General features: G+C 60.6%; 17 protein-coding genes. 14 read left to right on the forward strand and 3 right to left on the reverse strand.

Annotated elements, in window-relative coordinates; genetic code table 11:
* Position 1 precedes the first annotated feature (1 nt).
* Both argS and ACYZTZ_RS30055 read right to left on the reverse strand, forming a co-directional pair.
* Complete coding sequence (gene argS / locus ACYZTZ_RS30050; RefSeq protein ID WP_462000524.1) at positions 2 to 1,738, reverse strand: arginine--tRNA ligase; 1,737 nt, start codon at positions 1,736 to 1,738, stop codon at positions 2 to 4.
* Between the two features lie 238 nt (positions 1,739 to 1,976).
* Complete coding sequence (locus ACYZTZ_RS30055; RefSeq protein WP_462000525.1) at positions 1,977 to 4,196, reverse strand: primosomal protein N'; 2,220 nt, start codon at positions 4,194 to 4,196, stop codon at positions 1,977 to 1,979.
* A 170-nt stretch (positions 4,197 to 4,366) separates the two neighbouring features.
* Between ACYZTZ_RS30055 and rpmE the strand changes: the two genes are divergently transcribed.
* The 3 genes from rpmE to ACYZTZ_RS30070 all read left to right on the forward strand — a co-directional run bounded on the left by rpmE (position 4,367) and on the right by ACYZTZ_RS30070 (position 6,864).
* On the forward strand, positions 4,367 to 4,597 hold the full coding sequence (rpmE, locus tag ACYZTZ_RS30060) for a 50S ribosomal protein L31 (RefSeq protein WP_008080648.1): 231 nt from the start codon (positions 4,367 to 4,369) through the stop codon (positions 4,595 to 4,597).
* 14 nt (positions 4,598 to 4,611) lie between these two features.
* Positions 4,612 to 5,412, forward strand: coding sequence for a thermonuclease family protein (locus ACYZTZ_RS30065; protein ID WP_462000526.1), 801 nt, complete (start codon positions 4,612 to 4,614; stop codon positions 5,410 to 5,412).
* Positions 5,413 to 5,595: 183 nt separating this feature from the next.
* On the forward strand, positions 5,596 to 6,864 hold the full coding sequence (locus ACYZTZ_RS30070) for a malic enzyme-like NAD(P)-binding protein (protein WP_046045614.1): 1,269 nt from the start codon (positions 5,596 to 5,598) through the stop codon (positions 6,862 to 6,864).
* Between the two features lie 265 nt (positions 6,865 to 7,129).
* Here the strand turns inward: ACYZTZ_RS30070 and ACYZTZ_RS30075 are convergent, their stop codons facing one another.
* A complete protein-coding gene (locus ACYZTZ_RS30075; protein ID WP_462000729.1) occupies positions 7,130 to 9,571 on the reverse strand; it encodes a penicillin-binding protein 1A in 2,442 nt (813 codons plus the stop codon).
* 218 nt (positions 9,572 to 9,789) lie between these two features.
* Between ACYZTZ_RS30075 and ACYZTZ_RS30080 the strand changes: the two genes are divergently transcribed.
* The 11 genes from ACYZTZ_RS30080 (at position 9,790) to hemE (ending at position 25,613) form a co-directional block, all read left to right on the forward strand.
* Entirely contained in the window at positions 9,790 to 10,854 is a 1,065-nt protein-coding gene (locus ACYZTZ_RS30080) for a pilus assembly protein PilM (RefSeq protein WP_462000527.1), read from the forward strand.
* Complete coding sequence (locus ACYZTZ_RS30085) at positions 10,854 to 11,420, forward strand: PilN domain-containing protein (protein WP_462000528.1); 567 nt, start codon at positions 10,854 to 10,856, stop codon at positions 11,418 to 11,420. Before ACYZTZ_RS30080 ends, ACYZTZ_RS30085 begins: the two co-directional genes overlap by 1 nt.
* Positions 11,417 to 12,040, forward strand: a complete 624-nt coding sequence (pilO, locus tag ACYZTZ_RS30090) for a type 4a pilus biogenesis protein PilO (RefSeq protein ID WP_462000529.1) — start codon at positions 11,417 to 11,419, stop codon at positions 12,038 to 12,040. Before ACYZTZ_RS30085 ends, pilO begins: the two co-directional genes overlap by 4 nt.
* On the forward strand, positions 12,037 to 12,564 hold the full coding sequence (locus ACYZTZ_RS30095) for a pilus assembly protein PilP (protein ID WP_462000530.1): 528 nt from the start codon (positions 12,037 to 12,039) through the stop codon (positions 12,562 to 12,564). The genes pilO and ACYZTZ_RS30095 overlap by 4 nt, the downstream gene beginning before the upstream one ends.
* A 13-nt stretch (positions 12,565 to 12,577) precedes the next feature.
* Positions 12,578 to 14,665, forward strand: coding sequence for a type IV pilus secretin PilQ (gene pilQ / locus ACYZTZ_RS30100; protein ID WP_462000531.1), 2,088 nt, complete (start codon positions 12,578 to 12,580; stop codon positions 14,663 to 14,665).
* 4 nt (positions 14,666 to 14,669) lie between these two features.
* A complete protein-coding gene (gene aroK, locus ACYZTZ_RS30105) occupies positions 14,670 to 15,188 on the forward strand; it encodes a shikimate kinase AroK (protein WP_010464421.1) in 519 nt (172 codons plus the stop codon).
* A gap of 151 nt (positions 15,189 to 15,339) precedes the next feature.
* Positions 15,340 to 16,440, forward strand: coding sequence for a 3-dehydroquinate synthase (gene aroB / locus ACYZTZ_RS30110; protein WP_462000532.1), 1,101 nt, complete (start codon positions 15,340 to 15,342; stop codon positions 16,438 to 16,440).
* A gap of 10 nt (positions 16,441 to 16,450) precedes the next feature.
* Positions 16,451 to 18,046: an AAA family ATPase gene (locus ACYZTZ_RS30115; protein WP_462000533.1), complete on the forward strand. Its 1,596-nt coding sequence runs from the start codon at positions 16,451 to 16,453 to the stop codon at positions 18,044 to 18,046.
* A 350-nt stretch (positions 18,047 to 18,396) separates the two neighbouring features.
* On the forward strand, positions 18,397 to 22,842 hold the full coding sequence (gene gltB, locus ACYZTZ_RS30120; RefSeq protein ID WP_462000534.1) for a glutamate synthase large subunit: 4,446 nt from the start codon (positions 18,397 to 18,399) through the stop codon (positions 22,840 to 22,842).
* A gap of 33 nt (positions 22,843 to 22,875) precedes the next feature.
* Positions 22,876 to 24,294 (forward strand): FAD-dependent oxidoreductase, encoded by a 1,419-nt coding sequence (locus tag ACYZTZ_RS30125; RefSeq protein ID WP_008149580.1) that lies wholly within the window; start codon positions 22,876 to 22,878, stop codon positions 24,292 to 24,294.
* A 251-nt stretch (positions 24,295 to 24,545) separates the two neighbouring features.
* On the forward strand, positions 24,546 to 25,613 hold the full coding sequence (gene hemE, locus ACYZTZ_RS30130; RefSeq protein ID WP_046045624.1) for a uroporphyrinogen decarboxylase: 1,068 nt from the start codon (positions 24,546 to 24,548) through the stop codon (positions 25,611 to 25,613).
* The last annotated feature ends 52 nt before the right edge of the window (positions 25,614 to 25,665 follow it).

A 25,665-nucleotide genomic window follows, 5' to 3' on the forward strand; every position in this document is an offset into this window, starting at 1 on the left:
CTTACATACGCTCCAGAGTTTCCAGACCCAAGAGTTCCAGGCCTTGCTTGAGAGTGCGGCCGGTCAGCGCAGCGAGGCGCAGACGGCTCTGCATTTGCGCCGGGGTGTCGGCGCTGAGGATCGGGCAGTTCTCGTAGAAGCTGGAGAACAGGCCGGCAACATCGTACAGGTAGGTGCACAGGATGTGCGGCGTGCCTTTGTCGGAAACGTTGTTCAACACTTCGCCGAACTGCGCGAGCTTCGCCGCCAATTCGTGTTCGTGCGCTGCTTCGAGGACGATCTGACCTTCGACTTCGCTGAAGTCCTTGCCGAGTTTGCGGAACACGCCGGCCACGCGGGTGTAGGCGTACAGCAGGTACGGCGCGGTGTTGCCTTCGAAGTTCAGCATCAGGTCGAAGTTGAAGCTGTAGTCGCTGGTGCGATGCTTGGACAGGTCGGCGTATTTCACCGCGCCAATGCCCACGACCTTGGCGATGTTGCGCAGCTCGTCATCGGCCAGCTCCGGGTTCTTGTCCTTCACCAGGGTGTAGGCGCGTTCCTGGGCTTCGGTCAGCAGATCGATCAGCTTCACGGTGCCGCCATCACGGGTCTTGAACGGACGGCCATCTTTACCGTTCATGGTGCCGAAGCCCATGTGTTCCATTTCCATCGGGTGCGTCACGAAGCCGGCCAGGCGCGCGACCTGGAATACTTGCTGAAAGTGCAAGGCCTGACGCTGGTCGACGAAGTACAGCGCGCGATCAGCCTTCAACTTGCCACTGCGGTAACGCACGGCCGCCAGGTCGGTGGTGGCGTAGAGGTAACCGCCGTCAGCCTTGACGATGATCACTGGCAGCGGGTCGCCGTCGGCGTTTTTGAATTCGTCGAGGAACACGCACTGGGCGCCGTTGCTCTCGACCAGCAGGCCGGCGGCCTTGAGGTCGTTGACGACGTTGATCAGGTCGTCGTTGTAGGCGCTTTCGCCCATCACGTCGGCCATGGTCAGTTTGACGTTCAGCAGTTCGTAGATTTTCTGGCAGTGGGACAGCGAGATGTCTTTGAACTTGGTCCACAGCGCCAGGCAGTCCGGGTCGCCGGCTTGCAGCTTGACCACCAGACCACGGGCGCGATCTGCGAACTCTTCGGATTCGTCGAAGCGTTGCTTGGCCGCACGGTAAAAGTTTTCCAGGTCCGACAGCTCGTCGCTGGTGATCGGGTTTTCCTGAAGGTAAGCCATCAGCATGCCGAACTGGGTGCCCCAATCGCCGACGTGGTTCTGACGGATCACTTCGTCGCCGAGGAATTCCAGCACCCGGGCCACGCCGTCACCGATGATGGTCGAGCGCAAGTGGCCGACGTGCATCTCTTTGGCCAGGTTCGGCGCCGACAGATCAACCACGGTGCGCTGCACCGGGCCGGCTTTGCGCACGCCGATGTGGGCGTCGGCCAGGGCGGCGTCCAGGCGAGTGGCCAGGGCTTGGGTGTTCTGGAAGAAGTTCAGGAAGCCGGGGCCGGCGATTTCGGTCTTGGTGACGTTTTCATCAGCCGGCAGCGCGGCGATGATTTTCTCGGCCAGGTCACGCGGCTTCATGCCGGCCGGTTTGGCCAGCATCATGGCGATGTTGCTGGCGAAATCGCCGTGAGTCTTGTCACGGGAGTTTTCCACCTGGATCGCCGGCGACAGGCCTTCAGGCAACACACCTTCGTTGACGAGTTGGGTGATGGCTTGTTGGATCAGCTGGCGAATGGTGTCTTTCATGGTGTTCTCTTTCGACCGCAAGCGCGGCGGCGCCTGGATGCGCTAGTGGAAAAACTGGGCATTATCCGTTGCGAAGACGGGCTTGCCAACTATAGCGGGCAGGTTATGGATATGTGGTGACAAATCGGCCGCCATCGCGAGCAAGCTCGCTCCCACAGTGGATCGGTGGTGTACAACAATTTTGGACCTGGCTCAAAACCCTGTGGGAGCGGGCTTGCTCGCGAAGGCGATCTCGAAATCAATACAAATCGACCGGATCGACATCAAGGGACCAACGCACCGCCCGCCCGCTCGGCATCTGCTCCAACACCAGCAGCCAGCTGCTTAATAGTCGATGCAGCGGCGCGCGAGCCGTCGCTTGCAGCAACAACTGCGCACGATAACGCCCGGCCCGGCGCTCCATCGGCGCCGGCACCGGCCCGAGCAGTTCAATCCCGGTCAGGTTCTGTTCGGCCAGCAAACGCTCGGCCTCGCTGCACGCCTCATCAAGAAAACCTTCAGCTTGCCCCGGTTTGTGCGCTTCGGCCCGCAGCAGCGCCAAGTGCGCAAATGGCGGTAGACCTGCCGAGCGGCGTTCGCTCAAAGCCTGTTCGGCAAAGGCGAAATAGCCCTGTTCAGTCAATTGCACCAGCAGCGGATGGTCGGCCAGGTGTGTCTGGATGATCACTTTGCCCGGCTCTTCAGCCCGGCCCGCGCGCCCGGCAACCTGAACGATCAGCTGCGCCATGCGCTCGCTGGCGCGGAAGTCGCCGGAAAACAGCCCGCCGTCGGCATCGAGAATCGACACCAGCGTCACCCGTGGAAAGTGGTGCCCTTTTGCAAGCATTTGCGTGCCCACCAGAATGCACGGTTGGCCCTTCTGGATGGTCGCGAACAGCTGATTCATCGCGTCTTTTCGCGAAGTGCTATCGCGGTCGACCCGCAGCACCGGGACGTCTGGGAATAGAATCCCCAGCCGTTCCTCGGCGCGCTCGGTGCCTGCGCCGACTGGCCGCAAATCGACTTTGCCGCATTTCGGGCAATGCCGAGGGACGCGTTCGACGTAGCCGCAATGGTGGCAGCGCAGTTCGCCGGAGCGCTGGTGCACGGTCATGCGCGCATCGCAGCGCTGGCACTCGGACATCCAGCCGCAGTCGTGGCACAGCAAGGTCGGGGCAAAACCGCGACGGTTGAGGAACACCAACACTTGTTGGCCAGCGGCCAGCGTCTGACCGATGGCCTGCTGCATCGGCCCGGAAATGCCGCTGTCCAGCGGACGACTTTTCACGTCCAGGCGCAGGAAGCGCGGTTGCTTGGCGCCACCGGCGCGTTCGTTTAATCGCAGGAGGCCATAACGACCGGTGTAGGCGTTGTGCAGGCTTTCCAGCGAAGGCGTGGCGGAGCCGAGGACAATCGGGATGTTTTCCTGGCGTGCGCGCACCAATGCCAGGTCGCGGGCGTGGTAGCGCAGGCCTTCCTGCTGTTTATAGGAGCCGTCGTGCTCTTCATCGATGATGATCAGGCCCGGGTTCTTCATCGGCGTGAACAGCGCCGAACGGGTGCCGATAATGATGTCGGCGTCACCGTCCCGGGCGGCAAGCCAGGCTTCGAGGCGCTCGCGGTCGTTGACCGCCGAGTGGATCAGCGCGATGCGTGCATTGAAGCGCTGCTCGAAGCGCGCCAGGGTCTGCGGGCCGAGGTTGATCTCCGGGATCAGTACCAGTGCCTGCTTGCCGGCCTCAAGGGTTTCGCGGATCAGTTGCAAATAGACTTCGGTCTTGCCGCTGCCGGTGACGCCGGCCAGCAGGAACGCATGATAACTGTCGAAGCCGGCGCGAATCGCTTCATAAGCGGCGCGTTGCTCCGGGTTGAGCGGCAGTTCCGGCTGCGCCAGCCAGTGTTCGTGGCGGGCGTCGGGGGCGTGCTTGCGGATTTCGACTTGCACCAGATCCTTGGCCAGCAGCAAATCCAGGCTGTCCTTGCTCAGCATCAGTTTGCTCAACAACTGATGGGCGACGCCGTGGGGATGCTGGGCCAGGGTCGCCAGGGCCTCCTGTTGACGCGGGGCGCGAGCGATGCGCGGGTCATCAAGACTGGCGCCGGGCGCGGCGGACCAGAAGCGTTCCTGCCGTGCTTCGGCCAGTTCGCCTTGTCGCAACAGTACCGGCAGCGCCCAGCTCAACGTGTCGCCGAGGCTGTGCTGGTAATACTGGGAGGTCCACAGGCACAGTTTGAACAGCGCTGGCGGCAGCGGCGGCGTGGCATCGAGCAGGGCCAGGGCCGGCTTGAGCTTTTCTACCGGCACTTCGCTGTGATCGGTCACCTCCACCAGAATCCCGATCATCTCCCGTCGGCCGAACGGCACCCGCAGGCGCATGCCCGGCTGCAACTGGGCACGCAGGACCCCGGCCGGGGCACGGTAATCGAATAGACGGCGCAGGGGCGAAGGCAGGGCGAGGCGCAAAATGGCGTCGGGCACGCGGTTGTTTTCTCGATGATGGGGCGGTGAAGAAGGCCGGGAGCCTAGCAGACGGTCGGTCTCAGTGACAGCTTGCGTGATCAGGATTGTCTGGTAGAATCCGCGGCCTAATTATGTGCGGTATTCAACAATAGTGTTGAGTGGCGGCACACTAGCCTGAGGAATACACCATGAAAGCCGATATCCATCCAGCGTACGAAACCATCGAAGTAACTTGCAGCTGCGGCAACAAGTTCGAAACTCGTTCGAACCTGTGCAAGCCACTGGGTACTGACGTATGCAACGAGTGCCACCCGTTCTACACCGGTAAGCAGAAGACTCTGGATACTGGCGGCCGTGTACAGCGCTTCGCAGACCGTTTCGGTGCTTTCGGCAAGAAAGCTCCTGCTGCTGCAGAGTAAGGTTGCAAAGCCCCATGGGCTTTACCTTGCTGATGAAAAAGGCGTCCCTCGCGGGCGCCTTTTTTGTGTCTGCGATTTGGCTTTCCGGTGCCCAGGCCTTCTGCCCGGCGCCGAGCGGACTGACATCGGTCGCGGTGCAGCGGGTGGTGGATGGTGACACGCTGCGCCTGAGCGATGGCCGCAGCGTGCGCATGATCGGTTTGAATACGCCGGAGCTGGGCAAGAAAGGCCGCTCCGACGAGCCGTTCGCGGTGGCGGCACGTCAACGCCTGGAGGCTTTGGTGGCAGCCAGCGATGGGCGGGTCGGTTTATTGCCCGGCAAAGAAAGCAAAGACCATTACGGTCGCACCTTGGCCCATGTCTACAGCGCCGATGGCACCAACCTTGAAGCGCAGATGCTCGCTGAAGGACTCGGTTTCCAGGTAGCGGTCGCGCCGAATGTCGATCTGGTCGACTGCCAGCAAGCGGCGGAACACAGCGCCCGTCAGGCCGGGCTGGGCTTGTGGCGCCAATCCCCTGTACTGAAAGCGGAGCAGATCAACACTTCCGGTTTCGCTGTGCTCAGCGGACGTGTTAGCAAGGTTCAGCGCAATCGCGGTGGGGTTTGGATCGAGTTGCAGGATTCGGTTGTACTGCGCGTTGCACCCAATTTGCTGGGGCAGTTCGATGTGGCGGATCTCGAGCGGCTGAAGGGCAGGCAGATCGAGGCTCGTGGCTGGGTGCTGGACCGTTCGCGGCGCGGCGGACTGAAAGAAGGGCAGGCGCGCTGGCTTCTGCCATTGACCGACCCGGCGATGCTTCAGATGGCGCAGTGATAAGAAATTGTAGACATTTTCAATGTCGATTGTGAACAGTCAATCCCTTGTGTTCCGTGGCTCTTGGTCCAAAGTCGTAGGGCCGGGTGCTTGACAGGGGTGACCGGTCAGTCTTGTAGGGACTTTGCGACACGAGTATCCTCGGCGGTCCGTCTGTCCCACAGTAAAAAGCGGAATGCCCATATGTCTGATTTGAAAACTGCCGCTCTCGAATATCATGCCCATCCTCGTCCAGGGAAGCTGAGCGTCGAGCTCACCAAAGCCACCGCTACCGCCCGCGACCTGTCGCTGGCTTACAGCCCCGGTGTAGCCGAACCAGTCCGCGAAATCGCCCGCGACCCTGAACTCGCCTACAAGTACACCGGCAAGGGCAATCTGGTTGCAGTCATTTCCGATGGCACCGCAATTCTCGGCCTGGGTAACCTCGGCCCATTGGCTTCCAAGCCAGTGATGGAAGGTAAAGGCGTGCTGTTCAAGCGCTTCGCCGGCATCGACGTTTTCGACATCGAAGTCGACTCCGAAAGCCCACAAGCCTTCATCGACACCGTCAAGCGTATCTCCATCACCTTCGGTGGCATCAACCTGGAAGACATCAAGGCGCCTGAGTGCTTTGAGATCGAACGTGCTCTGATCGAGCAGTGCGACATTCCGGTATTCCACGATGACCAGCACGGCACCGCGATCGTTACTGCGGCCGGCATGATCAACGCCCTGGAAATCGCTGGCAAAACCCTCGCTGACGCCAAGATCGTCTGCCTGGGCGCCGGTGCTGCCGCCATCTCCTGCATGAAATTGCTGGTGAGCATGGGTGCCAACATCGAAAACATCTTCATGGTTGACCGTACCGGTGTGATCCACTCCGGCCGTGACGACCTGAACCAGTACAAGGCTGTTTTCGCTCACGCGACTGAAAAACGCACGCTGGCCGACGCCCTGAAAGGCGCGGACGTGTTCGTTGGCCTGTCCGGCCCGAACCTGCTGAGCGCTGAAGGCCTGAAGTCCATGGCGGCCAACCCGATCGTGTTCGCGTGCTCCAACCCTGATCCAGAGATCGCCCCGGAACTGGCTCATGCCACCCGTGACGACGTGATCATGGCGACCGGCCGTTCGGACTACCCGAACCAGGTCAACAACGTGCTGGGCTTCCCGTTCATCTTCCGCGGTGCCCTGGACGTTCGCGCCAAGCGCATCAACGAAGAAATGAAAGTGGCTGCGGCCAACGCCCTGCGTGAACTGGCCAAGCTGCCGGTTCCTCAGGAAGTGTGCGACGCCTACGGCGGCATCAAACTGGAATTCGGTCGTGAGTACATCATTCCGAAACCAATGGATGCCCGTCTGATCACCGTGATCTCCGATGCCGTGGCCAAGGCTGCGATCGAGACCGGCGTAGCGACCCTGCCGTATCCGAAGAACTACCCGCTGAAAAGCGTGGATGACGTGTTCAACGGCTAAGTCGTTGTAGCGCTTCAACACAAAGCCCCGGCTCTTGCGAGTCGGGGCTTTTTTTGCCTGAGAGTTTTGCAGCGGTTGTGATGGCCTCTTCGCGAGCAAGTCGGATCGCCGCACCGCCACTCCCACATTGGAACGCGTACCCCTGTGGGAGCGGGCTTGCTCGCGAAAGCGGTCTGGCAGGCGACACATCTATGTGGGGAATATACAAATCAAAAAAAGCCCCGCTCTTCTTTCGAAGGCGGGGCTTTTGCGTTGCGTTACGCGATCAGAACAAATCGATCGGTGCCGCTTCGTCCGCAGGCAGTGGGCTGCCCGGCGCAGTGCCGTTGCCCAGCTCGTTCGCCGACGGTGGCGTGTCTTCGGCCTTGAACAGCTCGAAGTAGGCGCCTGGCGTGCCAGGGGTGGCCGCACGGCCGCTGACCGGGTCGACTCGCAGACTGAGAATGCCTTCCGGCTCTGGCTGCGTATGAGGCGGCAGGCCTTTGAGTGCGGCGCCCATGTAACTCATCCAGATCGGCAGGGCGACGGTACCGCCGAACTCCTTGCGACCCAGGCTTTCAGGCTGGTCGAAACCGGTCCAGACAGTGGTTACATAATCGGCGTTGTACCCAGAGAACCAGGCGTCCTTGGACTCGTTGGTGGTACCGGTCTTGCCCGCAATGTCGCTGCGGCCCAAGGCCAGGGCACGGCGGCCGGTGCCGAGTTTGATCACGTCCTCGAGCATGCTGTTGAGGATGTAAGTGGTGCGGCCATCGACGATGCGCTCGGCCACGGCCGGCGTTTGTGGCGCTGGCTGGGCGGTCAGAGCTTCGCCCGGGGTTGCGTTGACGGTGAAGGCGTTGGCCGCGACAGGGGCGGCGATGCCGTCGGTGGCGACGTTGCCTTTCGGGACGCTCGGCGGGTTGGCGACGAACAGCGTGTCGCCATTGCGGCTTTCGATCTTGTCGATGATGTAAGGGCTGATCTTGTAGCCGCCGTTGGCGAAGGTGCTCCAGCCGGTGGCGATTTCCATTGGCGTCAGCGTCGCGGTGCCCAGCGCCAGCGACAGGTTGGGCGGCAGGTCCTGCTTGTTGAAGCCAAAGCGCGTGATGTAATCGATGGTCTTGCCAACGCCGATGGCTTGCACCAACCGGATCGAAACCAGGTTACGCGACTTGTACAGGCCTTCACGCAGGCGGATCGGGCCGAGGAAGGTGTTGGTGTCGTTCTTCGGGCGCCAGACCTTGTCCAGGTACTCGTCGACGAACACGATCGGTGCGTCGTTCACCAGGCTGGAGGCGGTGTAGCCGTTATCCAGCGCGGCACTGTAGACGAACGGCTTGAAGCTCGAACCCGGCTGACGCTTGGCCTGCATGGCACGGTTGTAGTTGCTCTGTTCGAAGGCGAAGCCGCCGACCAGGGAGCGAATGGCACCATTCTGCGGATCGAGGGAAACCAGCGCGCCCTGAGCCTGCGGGATCTGGCTGAATTTCAGCGAGTTGTCCGGCTGGCGTTGCACACGAATCAGGTCGCCGACTTGGGCGACGTCCGAAGGCTGCTTCGGATTGGCGCCCATGCTGTTGGTGTTCAGGAATGGGCGTGCCCATTTCATGCTGTCCCAGCCGACGTGTTCGTCACCGGTACGGGTCATCACTTGCAGGCCGGTCTTGTCGACCTGGGTGACGATGGCGGGCTCAAGGCTGCTGATGGTGCGCTGCTTGGTCAGCTCGGTTGTCCAGGCCTCGCGAGTCTTGCCCGGCAGGCGCGACTCCGGTCCGCGATAACCATGACGCTGGTCGTAGGTCATCAAACCTTCGTGGACCGCGGTGTTGGCCATTTCCTGCAGGTTGCTCGGCACCGTGGTGGTGACGCGGAAACCCTCGGTATAAGCGTCGCTGCCATAACGGCCGACCATTTCGGCGCGGGCCATTTCAGCGATGTACGGCGCATTCACTTCCGGGGTCGGCACGTGATAACTGGCGTTCAGCGGCTCGTTGATCGCGGTGGTGTAATCGGCTTCGGTGATTTTGCCGAGCTTGTACATGCGCCCAAGGATCCAGTCGCGACGTTCTTTGCTGCGGGCCGGGTTGGCCAGCGGGTTGAAGCGCGAAGGGGCTTTTGGCAGGCCGGCGATCATCGCCATCTGCGCCAGGCTGACGTCACGTATCGACTTGCCGTAGTAAACCTGTGCAGCGGCTTCGATACCGTAGGCGCGGTTACCCAGATAGATCTTATTGACGTAGAGCTCGAGGATCTCGTCCTTGGTCAGCTGCCGTTCAATCTGCAGGGCCAGGAGAATTTCGGTGGTTTTGCGCGAAAAGCTGCGTTCGCTGGTCAGGAAGAAGTTCTTCGCCACCTGCATGGTGATGGTGCTGCCGCCGGACTGAATGTGTCCGCTTTTTACCAACTGGCTGGCCGCGCGCATCAGGCTGCTGGGGTCGACGCCGTAGTGGTTGGCGAAGTTGTCGTCTTCAGCACTTAGTAACGCATTAATGAAATTGGGGGGAATGTCGGCGAACCGGATCGGTGTGCGGCGCATTTCGCCAAATTCTGCGATCAGCTTGTTGTCGCTGCTGTAGACCCGCAAAGGAATCTGCAACTGGATGCTTCTCAGCGCCTCCACGGATGGCAAACCCGGACTAAGGTAGAGAAAGGCGCCGCTAAGACCGAGGAGCAGTCCGCAGAAAACGGCGACGATGGACCAACCGAAAAATTTCAGCAGACGAATCAAGGCTTTTGGACATCCAGGGCAAAGAATGAATTTGGCATCAGGGTTCAGATAAACAGGGAACGACCCGCGCTTGAAGTAAAAACCGGAAAAAAACGCTGGGCATTATAAGCATTTTTCCGTCGAGGGCGTCATTTGCGCTGCTGTCAAGACGGGTGGTTTGAACGCAACGGATATTACAGAGTCCGTAAGACACGGATAGTCATAGGGAATTGGTAGTGCTAGGACTCTTCAATAAAAAGGCCAATACGCTTCTGGGGATCGACATCAGCTCCACGTCGGTCAAGCTTCTGGAGCTAAGCCGCCAAGGCGACCGCTATCGGGTCGAGGCCTATGCGGTGGAACCTTTGCCCACCAACGCGGTGGTCGAGAAAAATATCGCCGAGCTCGAAGGCGTAGGGCAGGCACTCGCGCGCGTGCTGCTCAAGGCCAGAACCAACCTCAAAAACGTCGCCGTGGCCGTGGCCGGTTCGGCGGTGATCACCAAGACCATCGAGATGGACGCCGGTCTTTCCGACGACGAAATGGAAAACCAGCTGAAGATCGAGGCCGATCAATACATCCCTTATCCATTGGACGAAGTGGCCATCGACTTTGAGGTCCAGGGCGTTTCTGCGCGCAACCCCGAGCGAGTCAATGTGCTGCTGGCGGCCTGTCGCAAGGAAAACGTCGAGGTCCGGGAAGCGGCCCTGGCCCTGGCCGGCCTGACAGCCCGTGTGGTCGACGTCGAGGCTTATGCGCTGGAGCGTTCCTACGGATTGCTGGCGAGCCAACTGGCGGCTTCTCAGGAGCGTCTGACGGTAGCGGTGGTCGATATCGGCGCCACCATGACCACCCTGAGCGTGCTGCACCAGGGGCGGATCATCTACACCCGCGAGCAATTGTTCGGCGGTCGTCAACTGACGGAGGAAATCCAGCGACGTTATGGCCTGACCCTTGAGCAGGCGGGGCTGGCGAAGAAGCAGGGTGGTTTGCCGGACGATTACGTCAGTGAGGTGTTACAGCCGTTTCGCGATGCGCTGGTGCAGCAGGTGTCGCGTTCGTTGCAGTTTTTCTTCGCCTCCGGTCAGCACAACTCGGTTGATCACATTCTGTTGGCCGGCGGTACCGCATCGGTCCCGGGGCTGGACCGGTTGATCGAGCAACGATTGGGTACGCCGACGCAAGTGGCCAACCCCTTCTCCGACATGGCCCTGAGCAGCAAGGTCAACGCCGGTGCCCTGGCCAGCGATGCGCCGGCACTGATGATCGCCTGCGGGCTGGCCCTCAGGAGTTTCGACTGATGGCACGGATCAATCTTTTACCCTGGCGCGAAGAGCGGCGTGAAGCGCGCCGCAAACGCTTTTTGCTGGCGCTGGTCGGTGTGATGGTGGGGGCTGTGGGCGCGGTGCTGATCGCGAACCAGGTCATCAGTGGCGCTATTGATCGGCAAGTGGCTCGTAACGATTACATCGGCAAACAGATTGCCGTGGTCGACGAGCGGATTAAACAGATCAGCGATTTGAAGGCCCGTCGCCAGCAACTGGTCGAGCGCATGCGCATCATCCAGGACCTGCAAGGTAACCGTCCGATCAGCGGGCGGATCTTCGATCAGTTAGCGCGTACCTTGCCGGACGGGGTGTACTTCACCAAGGTGAAAATGGCCGGCAAAACCCTGTCCATTACGGGCGCGGCAGAATCCAACAATCGTGTTTCGGACCTGATGCGCAATCTGGATGCGTCCGATTGGTTTGATGCGCCCAGCCTCACGGAAGTCAAAGCGACGACCGCCGGTCAGCTGGATCAGGCCAACGTCTTTCAGCTGACCGTTCGTCAGACTCAGCCCGCCGCTGCGGAGGGCGGCAAATGAGGCTGTCTGACTGGTTCGAAGGCCTGCGCAAGATCGACATCAATGACCTGGACACCAATAACATGGGTTCCTGGCCGCCAGCCATCAAGGCACTGGCGGGTATTTTGCTCATTATCCTGGTGCTTTCACTGGGTTACAGTTTTTCCATCAGCGACCTCCAGAGCCACCTCGAACTCAAGCGCGAGGAAGAGTCGACCCTCAAGGAGCAATTCGCCAACAAAGCCCACATGGCGGCGAATCTGGATCTGTATACGCAGCAGATGAAGGAAATGGAGAACTCCTTTGGTGTGTTGCTGCGGCAATTGCCCAGCGACACTGAAGTGCCCGGCCTGCTGGAGGACATCACTCGCACCGGCCTGGGCAGTGGCCTGGAGTTCGAAGAGATCAAACTGCTGCCGGAGAACACGCAGCAGTTCTACATCGAGCTGCCGATCCAGATCACCGTCACCGGTGCCTATCACGACCTTGCCACCTTCGTCAGCGGCGTGGCCGGGCTGCCACGGATTGTCACCCTGCATGACTTCGACCTTGCGCCGGCCAACCCGGATGGTGGCCCGAAGTTGCGCATGAGCATCCTTGCCAAGACCTACCGCTACAACGACAAGGGGCTGCAAAAATGAGCCCGATTCGTTGCTTTTCGATGGTGGTGTTGGTCGCCAGCCTGACTGGTTGCGGCAGTGGTAATGACTTCAGCGACCTGGATGCGTACATGAACGAAATGCGTTTACGTGCGCCCGGCAAGATTGAACCAACGCCGACATTTCGGTCTTACCCAACATTCACCTACAGCGCCGCCAACCTGCGAAGCCCGTTTTCCCGACAGATCAGAGTCGATCTGGCCGGCCAGAAACACGGCTCGCGCAACGTCAAGCCCGACCCGAATCGGGTCAAGCAGTACCTCGAAGGTTTCAACATCGAGCAGTTTGAAATGGTCGGAACGATCGCCAATGCGACCGGCTCCTTTGCGCTGCTGCGCGGAGCGGGCGGGGTGCATCGGTTGAAAGTCGGCGATTACCTGGGGCGTAACGATGGGCGGATCGTCGCCATCAGTGGCTCGCAGGTCGATGTGGTCGAAATCGTTCCCGACGGCGAAGGCGCCTGGCTGGAGCGGCCGCGGACCATCCCTTTGAAAGAGCACTCATAGTGGAACTCGAATAATGAACAGGATTTTCTTAACCTTCGGTATTTCGCTATGGATAGCGTTGCTGTCGCCGATGGTACTAGCGGCCAACCTCAAAGCGCTGGATGTCGCCGCGCTGCCGGGGGACCGCGTCGAGTTGAAGTTGTCGTTCGATGGGCCGCCACCGCCGCCCCACGGTTACACCACGGAATCGCCTGCGCGGATTGCGCTGGATCTGCCCGGCGTCGTCAGTCAGCTAAAAAGCAAAAATCGTGACCTGGGCGGCGGAAATGCCCGCAGCGCCACGGTGGTGCAAGCCAAGGACCGTACGCGTCTGATCATCAATCTGACCCAGTTGACGCCGTATAACGCACGGGTCGAAGGCAATACTCTGTTCGTGGTGGTCGGGCAAGGCGCCAACAAAACGGCCTCCAGCCCGGCGCCCAAAACGCCGCGCGCCGCGACTGCAACGCCAGCCCCGGCAAAAGCCTATGCGCCGGTAGGCAAGGCCATTCGGGGTGTGGATTTCCAGCGCGGCACCCAGGGCGAAGGCAATGTGGTCATCGATCTGTCGGATCCTTCCATCGCCCCGGACATTCAGGAGCGCGACGGCAAGATCATCCTCAGTTTCGCCAAGACCCAATTGCCTGAACCGTTGCGTGTACGTCTGGACGTCAAGGATTTCGCCACGCCAGTGCAGTACGTCAACGCCAGCGCCACGGGCGATCGGGCCACGATCAGCATTGAGCCCGGCGGCGCCTTCGATTATTCGACTTACCAGACCGACAACAAGCTGACCGTCAGCATTCGACCGATGACCGTCGATGACTTACAGAAACGCAACACCGAGCGTTTCGCCTACACCGGTGAAAAGCTCTCGCTGAATTTCCAGGACATCGATGTGCGTTCGGTGCTGCAACTGATCGCCGACTTCACCAACCTCAATCTGGTGGCCAGCGACACAGTGCAGGGCGGCATCACGCTGCGTTTGCAGAACGTACCGTGGGATCAGGCGCTGGATCTGGTGTTGAAAACCAAGGGCCTGGATAAACGCAAGATCGGTAACGTTTTGCTGGTCGCTCCGGCCGATGAAATCTCCGCCCGCGAGCGTCAGGAACTGGAGTCGCAAAAGCAAATCGCCGACCTGGCCCCCCTGCGTCGCGAGCTGTTGCAGGTCAACTACGCCAAAGCTGCCGATATTGCCAAGCTGTTCCAGTCGGTGACCAGTGCCGAGGCAAAAGCCGACGAGCGGGGCTCGATCACGGTGGATGAGCGGACCAATAACATCATTGCCTACCAGACCCAGGATCGCCTCGACGAACTGCGCCGTATCGTCGCGCAACTGGATATCCCGGTGCGTCAGGTGATGATCGAGGCGCGCATCGTCGAAGCCAACGTCGACTATGACAAAAGCCTCGGCGTGCGCTGGGGCGGTTCGTTGCAGAACAAGGGCAACTGGAACACGTCCGGGGTCAGCAATGGCGCTGACGCTTCATCGACCATCGGTACGCCTGGCAGCACCAGCACCAACTCGCCGTTCGTCGACCTGGGCACCGCCGCCAACACCTCGGGGCTCGGCATCGCCTTCATCACCGACAATGTGCTGCTGGATCTTGAGCTGACGGCCATGGAGAAAACCGGCAACGGCGAAATCGTCTCGCAGCCCAAGGTGGTCACGTCGGACAAGGAAACCGCGAAAATCCTCAAGGGCACGGAGATTCCCTATCAGGAAGCCAGCTCCAGCGGCGCTACCTCGGTGTCGTTCAAGGAGGCCTCGCTGTCGCTGGAAGTGACGCCCCAGATCACTCCGGACAACCGGATCATCATGGAGGTCAAGGTCACCAAGGACGAACCGGACTACCTGAACAAGGTGCAGGACGTACCACCGATCAAGAAAAACGAAGTCAATGCCAAGGTCCTGGTCAACGACGGCGAGACCATCGTGATTGGTGGGGTTTTCTCAAATACTCAGAGCAAGGTTGTAGATAAGGTGCCATTTCTCGGTGATGTGCCGTATCTTGGCCGCCTTTTCCGGCGTGACGTGGTTTCGGAGAAAAAATCCGAGCTGCTGGTATTCCTCACTCCGCGTATCATGAATAACCAGGCGATTGCTGTGAGTCATTGATTCTGTGCGAAATTTGATTCTTGTTGGACCGATGGGGGCTGGAAAAAGCACCATCGGCCGGTTGCTGGCCAAAGAGCTGCGCCTGCCATTCAAAGATTCCGATAAGGAAATTGAATTGCGCACGGGCGCCAATATCCCGTGGATTTTCGATAAGGAAGGCGAACCGGGCTTTCGTGACCGCGAGCAGGCGATGATCGCCGAGCTGTGCGGGTGCGACGGCGTGGTGCTGGCGACCGGTGGCGGCGCGGTGATGCGTGAGGCCAATCGTCGGGCGCTGCACGCCGGCGGGCGGGTGGTCTATCTGCATGCGTCTGTCGAGCAGCAGGTCGGCCGCACGTCCCGCGATCGCAATCGACCCCTGTTGCGCACTGCCGATCCGGCCAAGACCCTTCGAGATCTGCTGGCGATCCGCGATCCGCTTTATCGGGAAATCGCCGATCTGGTGGTGGAAACCGATGAGCGGCCGCCGCGAATGGTGGTGCTCGATATTCTCGAACGCTTGCAGCAGCTACCTCCCCGTTAAAGCGCAGCGCGAAATGCGCTATCCTCGGCGTCCTGTCATGGCCGCTCAAGGTTGTGGCGGATGGCTACCGAACGGCGTCACACCAGCAGACGCCGTGGACATTCGTTAACTCAAGGCAGGACGCCTGATTCCATCTTCACTGTGGGGACACATGCAGACACTCAAGGTCGATCTAGGCGAGCGCAGCTACCCGATTCATATTGGCGAAGGTTTGTTGGATCAGCCTGAGCTGCTGGCCCCGCATATCCGCGGACGGCAAGTAGCGATCATCTCCAACGAGACCGTTGCGCCGCTCTATCTCGAGCGTCTGACCCGCAGCCTCGCACAATTCTCGGTGGTTTCCCTGGTACTGCCCGACGGCGAAGCGTTCAAGACCTGGGAAACCCTGCAACTGATTTTCGACGGTCTGCTGACCGCGCGGCACGACCGCCGTACCACGGTCATCGCCCTCGGTGGCGGTGTGATTGGTGACATGGCCGGTTTTGCGGCCGCCTGCTACCAGCGTGGTGTCGATTTCATCCAGATCCCGACCACGCTGCTGTCGCAAGTCGACTCTTCGGTGGGCGGCAAGACCGGGATCAACCATCCGCTGGGCAAGAACATGGTCGGCGCTTTCTATCAGCCGAACGTGGTGCTGATTGATACCGCTACCCTCAATACCCTGCCGGCCCGCGAACTGTCCGCCGGGCTTGCTGAAGTCATCAAATACGGGCTGATCTGCGACGAGCCGTTCCTGACCTGGCTTGAAGAAAACGTCGATCGCCTGCGTGCCCTGGACCAGGTCGCCCTGACTTACGCCATCGAGCGCTCTTGCGCGGCCAAGGCTGCGGTGGTCGGTGCCGACGAACGGGAGACCGGTGTTCGCGCCACGCTCAACCTGGGTCACACCTTCGGCCACGCCATCGAAACCCACATGGGCTATGGTGTCTGGCTACATGGTGAGGCGGTCGCTGCTGGCACCGTAATGGCCTTGGAAATGTCCACACGCCTGGGCTGGATCAGCGAGCAAGAGCGTGATCGCGGCATTCGTCTGTTCCAGCGTGCCGGCCTGCCGGTTATCCCGCCTGAAGAGATGACTGAAGCCGATTTTCTCGAACACATGGCAATTGACAAGAAAGTGATCGACGGTCGTTTGCGCCTGGTGCTGCTGCGCCACATGGGCGAAGCGGTGGTGACCGACGATTATCCGAAAGAGGTTTTACAGGCCACGCTGGGAGCGGATTACCGCGCTCTGGCTCAGCTTAAAGGTTAATAAGATCCCGATGACTAGTTTGCACGCCGACGAGGCTTTCCTCGGCCATTACCAGTTGAGTCATGACCCTTTTTCTCCACGGGTGCCTGGCTTCAAATTCTTCCCGGCCCAGCGCAAACCGGTGCTGGGGCAACTGCATCACCTGGCACGCTACAGTCAGTTGTTGCTGGTCGTCACCGGCCCGCAAGGCAGTGGCAAGACGCTGTTGCGTCAGGCCCTGGTGGCCAGCACCAACAAGCAATCGGTGCAGAGCGTGGTGGTTTCCGCCCGTGGCGCCGGCGATGCGGCCGGCGTGCTGCGTCAGGTGGCTCAGGCGCTGAACGTCGCCCAGGCCGAGATCGGTGCGATTCTGGCTCAAGTGGTGCAGCTTGCGCTGACGGGGCAGGAAGTCTATTTGCTGGTGGATGACGCCGAGCAACTCGACGAGTCCGCGCTGGAAGCCTTGCTGGCCCTGGCCGCCGGTGCACCGGAAGGTCGCCCGCATGTGTTCCTGTTCGGTGAGTCGTCGCTGATTGCTCAATTGGAGGCTCTGACCCTCGAGGAAGAGCGTTTCCACGTCATCGAGTTGCAGCCTTACACCGAAGAAGAAACCCGCGAATATCTGGAGCAGCGGCTCGAAGGCGCTGGCCGGGGTATCGAACTTTTCACCGCAGATCAGATCTCTGATATTCACGAAAGCTCCGACGGTTGGCCTGGCACCATCAACCAGGTTGCCCGCGATGCGATGATCGAAGCCATGATTGCCAGCCGCTCAGCGGTGAAGCGTCCAAGTATGGGGTTCAACATGCCGAAGAAACACGTATTGGCGATTTCCGCCGTTGTCGTGGTCGCGGTAGCCGCCGCCTGGTTGATGCCGGGTCGCAGCAAAGCACCGACCACTGGCGCACCTGCCAACGAACAGGCGCAACTGCCGCTCGGCCAGGGCACGCCAAAACCAAACAGCGGCGGCGCGCCTGCCGTCGAATTCGCCGGTAACTCGCAACCGATGCCATTGCCGCTGGTCGGCAACTCGCAGCCGGTCATGCGCGGTCCGCTGGCTGAAGCCGCCGGTGGCATCACCGAAGGCGACGACGGTGTGCCGGTCGAAGGTTCGAGCGCTACACCGCCGACTGTGACCACCACCGCGCCGCCTGCGGGCATCCAGCCTGGCCCGGCACCGACACCTGCCGCCAAGCCTGTGCCTGCTCCGACTCAGGTCGCGACGGCCAAGCCAGCCCCGGTGGCGCCTGCCGTGAAGCCAGCTCCAGTGCCAGCCAAACCAGCTGCCGCTGCTGCCGCCAAGCCTGCCGAGAAGCCAGCCCCCGTAGCCAAGGCCGCTGGCGGTACGTGGTACGCCGGTCAACCGACGAGCAACTACGTGGTGCAGATCCTCGGCACCAGCTCTGAAGCGGCCGCGCAATCCTTCGTCAAGGAGCAGGGCGGCGAGTACCGTTATTTCAAGAAAGTCCTCAACGGCAAGCCGCTTTACGTCATCACTTACGGTAACTTCGCCAACCGCGATGCAGCCGTTACCGCTATCAAGGCCTTGCCAGCGAAGGTTCAGGCTGGTAAACCTTGGCCTCGCACTGTCGCCAGCGTCCAACAGGAACTGGCAACAACTCGCTGAAGATTCGGCGGCCTTACCCAGGCCGCCTCTCCCGGCACCTCAAAATTTCTACAAGCGCATGCCGCCTCTACAGGCCGCGTGCCTTGTGGTGTCTGCGTCACAGTAGTCTTTGAGTCGTTGCGGTCAAAATTAAAAAAGTTTTGACTAGCACAGCATATCGCTTTAAACCTTTCACAAATGCGACATAGATTTGCGACATTTCGTCGTCAAATTTGTGAGCCTCTGTGTCGGTGTGTACAATGACCTCCCTTTTGCCCCCGCAAAGCTGGCGTACGTTCGGCGCGGATGGTAAGTGGTTGAATTGAAAAGAAATTTGCCTCGACAAGAGGCAGCCTGGTGAGAAAGTGTCTATGAAAGCAGGTCTGTACCAACCAGATGAATTCAAGGATAACTGCGGTTTCGGCCTGATAGCCCATATGCAGGGCGAGCCCAGTCATACCCTTTTGCAAACGGCCATCGAGGCCCTGACCTGCATGACCCACCGCGGTGGGATCAACGCCGACGGCAAGACCGGTGACGGTTGCGGTCTGCTGATTCAAAAGCCGGATGTGTTCCTGCGAGCCATCGCCCAGGAAACCTTCGGCGTCGAACTGCCCAAGCAATATGCGGTGGGCATGGTCTTCTTCAACCAGGACCCGGTCAAAGCCGAAGCTGCTCGCGAAAACATGAACCGCGAGATCCTCGCTGCTGGCCTTACCCTCGTCGGCTGGCGCAAAGTGCCGATCGACACCAGCGTCCTCGGTCGCCTGGCGCTTGAGCGCCTGCCGCAGATCGAACAAGTGTTCATCGCCGGTGATGGCCTGAGCGATCAGGACATGGCCGTCAAGCTGTTCACCTCCCGTCGTCGCTCGTCCGTGGCCAACGCCGCCGACGCCGATCACTACGTCTGCAGCTTTTCGCACAAGACCATCATTTATAAAGGCCTGATGATGCCGGCGGATTTGACCGCCTTCTATCCAGACCTCAGCGACCAGCGCCTGCAAACTTCGATTTGTGTGTTCCACCAGCGCTTCTCGACCAACACCCTGCCGAAATGGCCGCTGGCTCAGCCGTTCCGCTTCCTCGCCCACAACGGCGAGATCAACACCATCACCGGCAACCGCAACTGGGCAGTGGCCCGTCGCACCAAGTTCACCAATGATCTGATGGACCTGGAAGAACTCGGCCCGCTGGTCAACCGTGTCGGTTCCGACTCCTCCAGCATGGACAACATGCTTGAGCTGATGGTCACCGGTGGTATCGACCTGTTCCGTGGTGTGCGGATGATCATTCCGCCTGCGTGGCAGAACGTCGAAACCATGGACCCGGATCTGCGTGCGTTCTACGAATACAACTCGATGCACATGGAACCGTGGGACGGCCCGGCCGGCGTGGTAATGACCGACGGTCGTTACGCGGTGTGCCTGCTCGACCGTAACGGTCTGCGTCCGGCGCGTTGGGTCACCACCAAGAATGGTTTCATCACCCTGGCCTCGGAAATCGGTGTCTGGAACTACCAGCCTGAAGACGTGATCGCCAAGGGCCGCGTTGGCCCGGGTCAGATCTTCGCCGTGGACACCGAAACCGGCCAGATCCTCGACACCGACGCCATCGACAACCGCTTGAAGTCGCGTCATCCGTACAAGCAATGGCTGCGCAAGAATGCCCTGCGCATTCAGGCGACCATGGAAGACAACGACCACGGTTCGGCGTTCTACGACGTCGACCAGCTCAAGCAGTACATGAAGATGTACCAGATCACTTTCGAAGAACGTGATCAGGTGCTGCGTCCGCTCGGCGAGCAAGGCTACGAAGCCGTGGGTTCGATGGGCGACGATACGCCGATGGCCGTGCTGTCCCAGCGCGTGCGCACGCCGTACGACTATTTCCGCCAGCAGTTCGCGCAGGTCACCAACCCGCCGATCGACCCGCTGCGTGAAGCCATCGTCATGTCGCTGGAGATCTGCCTCGGTGCCGAGCGCAACATCTTCCAGGAGTCGCCGGAACACGCCTCGCGCGTGATCCTCAGCTCGCCGGTCATTTCCCCGGCCAAGTGGCGCTCGCTGATGAACCTCGATCGTCCGGGCTTCGAGCGCGCGATCATCGACCTCAACTACGACGAAAGCGTCGGTCTCGAAGCGGCGATCCGCAACGTCGCCGATCAGGCTGAAGAAGCTGTGCGCTCCGGTCGTACCCAGGTCGTGCTGAGTGACCGTCACATTGCTCCGGGCAAGTTGCCGATCCACGCTTCCCTGGCCACCGGCGCGGTGCACCACCGCTTGACCGAAAAAGGCCTGCGTTGCGACTCCAACATCCTCGTGGAAACAGCGACGGCTCGCGATCCGCACCACTTCGCGGTGTTGATCGGTTTCGGCGCCTCGGCGGTCTATCCGTTCCTGGCTTACGAAGTGCTGGGCGACCTGATCCGCACCGGTGAAGTACTGGGCGACCTCTACGAGGTGTTCAAGAACTACCGCAAAGGCATCACCAAAGGCCTGCTGAAGATCCTGTCGAAGATGGGCATCTCGACCATCACGTCGTACCGCGGTGCGCAGCTGTTCGAAGCCATCGGCCTGTCTGAAGAAGTCTGCGACCTGAGCTTCCGTGGCGTGCCAAGCCGCATCAAGGGCGCGCGTTTCGTCGACATCGAAGCCGAGCAGAAAGCCCTGGCCGCCGAAGCCTGGAGCCCGCGCAAGCCAATCCAGCAGGGCGGTTTGCTGAAGTTCGTCCACGGTGGCGAATATCACGCGTACAACCCGGACGTGGTCAACACTCTGCAAGCCGCTGTGCAGCAGGGCGACTACAGCAAGTTCAAGGAATACACGGCGCTGGTGGACAACCGTCCGGTGTCGATGATCCGCGACATGTTCAAGGTCAAAACCCTGGACACGCCGCTGGACATCAGCGAGATCGAACCGCTGGAATCGGTGCTCAAGCGCTTTGACTCCGCGGGCATCTCCCTCGGCGCCTTGTCGCCGGAAGCTCACGAAGCCCTGGCCGAAGCCATGAACCGCCTCGGTGCGCGTTCCAACTCCGGCGAAGGCGGCGAAGACCCGGCGCGTTACGGCACCATCAAGAGCTCGAAAATCAAACAGGTTGCGACTGGCCGTTTCGGTGTGACCCCGGAATACCTGGTCAACGCTGAAGTGCTGCAGATCAAAGTCGCTCAGGGCGCCAAGCCCGGCGAAGGTGGTCAGTTGCCAGGCGGCAAGGTCAACGGTCTGATCGCCAAGCTGCGTTACGCAGTGCCGGGCGTGACCCTGATCTCGCCTCCGCCGCACCACGACATCTATTCGATCGAAGACTTGTCGCAGCTGATTTTCGACCTGAAACAAGTCAACCCGAAGGCCCTGGTCTCGGTGAAGCTGGTAGCAGAAGCAGGCGTCGGCACCATCGCCGCCGGTGTGGCCAAGGCCTACGCGGACTTGATCACCATCTCCGGCTACGACGGCGGCACCGGTGCATCGCCGCTGACCTCGATCAAATACGCGGGCGCTCCGTGGGAACTCGGCCTGGCCGAAACTCACCAGACCCTGCGCGGCAATGACCTGCGCGGCAAAGTGCGGGTACAAACCGACGGCGGCCTGAAAACCGGCCTCGACGTGATCAAGGCTGCCATTCTCGGCGCTGAAAGCTTCGGCTTCGGCACCGCGCCAATGATCGCCCTGGGCTGCAAATACCTGCGTATTTGCCACCTGAACAACTGCGCCACCGGCGTCGCGACTCAGAACGAGAAGCTGCGCAAGGATCACTACATCGGCACCGTCGACATGGTGGTGAATTTCTTCACCTACGTCGCCGAAGAAACCCGTGAGTGGCTGGCCAAGCTGGGCGTGCGCTCCCTCGAAGAGCTGATCGGCCGTACCGATCTGCTGGACATCCTCGAAGGCCAGACCGCCAAGCAGCAACACCTGGACCTGACGCCATTGCTGGGCAGCGATCACATCCCGGCGGACAAGCCTCAGTTCTGCCAGGTGGAGCGCAACCCGCCGTTCGACAAAGGTCTGCTGGCCGAGAAAATGGTCGACCTGGCCACTTCGGCGATCAACGACATGAGCGGCGCCGATTTCGCCCTGGATATCTGCAACTGCGACCGTTCGATCGGCGCGCGGATTTCCGGTGAAATCGCTCGCAAGCACGGCAACCAAGGCATGGCGAATGCGCCGATCACCTTCCGCTTCAAAGGGACGGCCGGTCAGAGCTTCGGTGTGTGGAACGCTGGCGGCCTGAACATGTACCTGGAAGGCGACGCCAACGACTACGTCGGCAAAGGCATGACCGGTGGCAAGCTGGTCATCGTTCCGCCGAAGGGCAGCGTCTACAAGACTCAGGACAGTGCCATCATCGGCAACACCTGCCTGTACGGTGCCACTGGCGGCAAGCTGTTCGCCGCCGGTACCGCGGGCGAGCGTTTTGCCGTGCGTAACTCCGGTGCTCACACGGTTGTGGAAGGCACGGGCGATCACTGCTGCGAGTACATGACCGGTGGTTTCGTCTGCGTATTGGGCAAGACCGGTTACAACTTCGGCTCAGGCATGACCGGCGGTTTCGCCTACGTGCTCGACCAGGACAACACCTTCGTTGACCGGGTCAACCACGAACTGGTGGAAATCCAGCGGATCAGCGGTGAGGCGATGGAAGCCTATCGCAGCCACCTGCAACGCGTGCTGAACGAATACGTTGAGGAAACCGACAGCGAGTGGGGTCGTAACCTCGCTGAAAACCTCGATGACTATCTGCGTCGTTTCTGGCTGGTCAAGCCCAAGGCTGCCAACCTGAAATCGTTGCTTTCCAGCACCCGTGCCAACCCGCAGTGATATGCGCCTGAAGAGTTTGATGAGGTTTTAACAATGGCTGAACGTCTGAATAACGACTTCCAGTTCATCGATGTCGGGCGCAAGGATCCGAAGAAGAAACTGTTGCGTCAACGCAAGAAAGAGTTCGTGGAGATCTACGAACCCTTCAAACCCCAGCACTCGGCCGATCAGGCCCACCGCTGCCTGGGTTGCGGTAACCCGTATTGCGAATGGAAGTGCCCGGTGCACAACTTCATTCCGAACTGGCTGAAGCTGGTGGCCGAGGGCAACATCCTCCAGGCTGCCGAGCTGTCGCACCAGACCAACACCCTGCCGGAAGTGTGCGGCCGGGTGTGCCCGCAGGATCGTCTGTGCGAGGGTGCCTGCACCCTCAACGACGGCTTCGGCGCGGTGACCATCGGTTCGGTCGAGAAGTACATCACCGACACCGCGTTCGCCATGGGCTGGCGCCCGGACATGTCCAAGGTCATACCGACCGGCAAGCGTGTTGCGGTGATCGGCGCAGGCCCGGCGGGCCTGGGCTGTGCCGACGTGCTGGTACGCGGCGGCGTGACCCCGGTGGTGTTCGACAAGAACCCGGAAATCGGCGGTCTGCTGACCTTCGGCATCCCTGAGTTCAAGCTGGAAAAGACCGTGCTGAGCAATCGCCGCGAAGTCTTCACCGGCATGGGCATCGAGTTCCGTCTGAACACCGAAGTGGGCAAGGACGTGACCGTCGAGCAACTGCTCGAAGAATACGATGCCGTGTTCATGGGCATGGGCACCTACACCTACATGAAGGGCGGCTTTGCCGGTGAGGATTTGCCGGGCGTGCATGACGCGCTGGACTTCCTGATCGCTAACGTCAACCGCAACCTGGGCTTTGAAAAGTCGCCGGAAGATTTCGTCGACATGAAAGGCAAGAAGGTCGTGGTATTGGGTGGCGGCGACACGGCGATGGACTGCAACCGTACGTCGATTCGCCAGGGCGCCAAGTCGGTGACCTGTGCTTATCGTCGTGACGAAGCGAACATGCCGGGTTCGCGCAAAGAGGTGAAGAACGCCAAGGAAGAAGGCGTGAAATTCCTCTACAACCGCCAGCCAATCGCTATCGTCGGTGAAGACCGCGTCGAAGGCGTGAAGGTGGTCGAGACCCGTCTCGGCGAACCGGACGCCCGCGGCCGTCGCAGCCCTGAGCCGATTCCGGGTTCCGAAGAGATCATCCCGGCTGATGCCGTGGTCATCGCGTTCGGTTTCCGTCCGAGCCCGGCGTCGTGGTTCGAACAGCACAGCATCCAGACCGACAGCCAGGGCCGCGTTGTGGCCCCGGAGCAAGGTCAATACAAGCACCAGACCAGCAACCCGAAAATCTTCGCCGGTGGCGACATGGTTCGTGGTTCTGACCTGGTGGTAACGGCGATCTTCGAAGGCCGCAATGCCGCCGAAGGGATCCTGGATTACCTGGGCGTCTGATCACTTTCTATAACTGAAATGCGATCAAAATGTGGGAGCGGGCTTGCTCGCGAAAGCGGTTTGTCAGTCAACATCTCTGTTGAATGTGACGGCCTCTTCGCGAGCAAGCCCGCTCCCACATTGGTTTCTGGGTGTCAGGACGACCGCATTCACCGCGACAAATTGACCCGATAGACAAAAGGCTGACCTGCAACCGTGCCTTTTGCGTCGCGCTCTGAGAAAATGCCCGCACTTTTTTTCCGGATGCCGACATGACTGCCCTGAAGAACGACCGTTTCCTTCGCGCCCTGCTCAAGCAACCCGTAGACGTCACGCCTGTCTGGATGATGCGTCAGGCCGGTCGCTACCTGCCGGAATACCGCGCCAGCCGTGCCAAGGCCGGCGACTTCATGAGCCTGTGCATGAACCCGGAGTTCGCTTGCGAAGTCACGATGCAGCCGCTCGACCGCTATCCGCAACTGGACGCGGCGATCCTGTTCTCCGACATCCTGACCATCCCCGATGCCATGGGCCAAGGCCTGTACTTCGAAACCGGTGAAGGTCCGCGCTTCAAGAAAGTCATCAGTACCCTGGCTGACATCGAAGCCCTGCCAATCCCTGATCCGCACAAAGACCTCGGCTACGTCATGGACGCGGTCAGCACCATCCGCCGCGAACTGAACGGCCGCGTGCCGCTGATCGGCTTCGCCGGCAGCCCATGGACCCTGGCCACCTACATGGTCGAAGGCGGCTCGTCGAAAGACTACCGCAAGACCAAAACCATGCTCTACGACAACCCGCAAGCCTTGCACCTGCTGCTGGACAAGCTCGCGCAGACGGTCACCAGCTACCTCAACGGCCAGATCATGGCCGGGGCGCAAGCGGTACAGATCTTCGATAGTTGGGGCGGCAGCCTCTCGGCGGCGGCGTACCAGGAGTTCTCCCTGGCTTACATGCGCAAAATCGTCAGCGGCCTGATCCGAGAACACGAAGGTCGCAAAGTGCCGGTCATCCTGTTCACCAAGAACGGCGGCCTGTGGCTCGAAAGCATTGCCGACGCTGGCGCTGATGCGCTCGGCCTGGACTGGACCTGCGACATTGGCAGCGCCCGTGATCGCGTCGGCAGCAAAGTCGCCCTGCAAGGCAACATGGACCCGACCGTGCTGTACGCCAAGCCAGAAGCCATCCGCACCGAAGTCGGCCGCATCCTCGCCAGCTACGGCAAGGGCAGCGGCCACGTGTTCAACCTCGGCCATGGCATCACGCCTGAAGTCGACCCGGAACACGCCGGCGCCTTCCTGCGCGCGGTGCATGAACTGTCGGCGCAGTATCACGAGTGATGTGAACTGATAAAGCGCTAGGCTTTTCTGTGGGAGCGAGCTTGCTCGCGAT

It is taken from the genome of Pseudomonas sp. LB3P58 (assembly GCF_054897895.1).

Excerpts from the sequence above, each read along its gene's own strand:
- argS (WP_462000524.1), bottom strand. The coding sequence starts at position 1,738 with ATGAAAGACACCATTCGCCAGCTGATCCAACAAGCCATCACCCAACTC.
- rpmE (WP_008080648.1), top strand. The coding sequence starts at position 4,367 with ATGAAAGCCGATATCCATCCAGCGTACGAAACCATCGAAGTAACTTGC.
- ACYZTZ_RS30065 (WP_462000526.1), top strand. The coding sequence starts at position 4,612 with ATGGGCTTTACCTTGCTGATGAAAAAGGCGTCCCTCGCGGGCGCCTTT.
- ACYZTZ_RS30070 (WP_046045614.1), top strand. The coding sequence starts at position 5,596 with ATGTCTGATTTGAAAACTGCCGCTCTCGAATATCATGCCCATCCTCGT.
- ACYZTZ_RS30085 (WP_462000528.1), top strand. The coding sequence starts at position 10,854 with ATGGCACGGATCAATCTTTTACCCTGGCGCGAAGAGCGGCGTGAAGCG.
- pilO (WP_462000529.1), top strand. The coding sequence starts at position 11,417 with ATGAGGCTGTCTGACTGGTTCGAAGGCCTGCGCAAGATCGACATCAAT.
- ACYZTZ_RS30095 (WP_462000530.1), top strand. The coding sequence starts at position 12,037 with ATGAGCCCGATTCGTTGCTTTTCGATGGTGGTGTTGGTCGCCAGCCTG.
- pilQ (WP_462000531.1), top strand. The coding sequence starts at position 12,578 with ATGAACAGGATTTTCTTAACCTTCGGTATTTCGCTATGGATAGCGTTG.
- aroB (WP_462000532.1), top strand. The coding sequence starts at position 15,340 with ATGCAGACACTCAAGGTCGATCTAGGCGAGCGCAGCTACCCGATTCAT.
- ACYZTZ_RS30115 (WP_462000533.1), top strand. The coding sequence starts at position 16,451 with ATGACTAGTTTGCACGCCGACGAGGCTTTCCTCGGCCATTACCAGTTG.
- gltB (WP_462000534.1), top strand. The coding sequence starts at position 18,397 with ATGAAAGCAGGTCTGTACCAACCAGATGAATTCAAGGATAACTGCGGT.
- ACYZTZ_RS30125 (WP_008149580.1), top strand. The coding sequence starts at position 22,876 with ATGGCTGAACGTCTGAATAACGACTTCCAGTTCATCGATGTCGGGCGC.
- hemE (WP_046045624.1), top strand. The coding sequence starts at position 24,546 with ATGACTGCCCTGAAGAACGACCGTTTCCTTCGCGCCCTGCTCAAGCAA.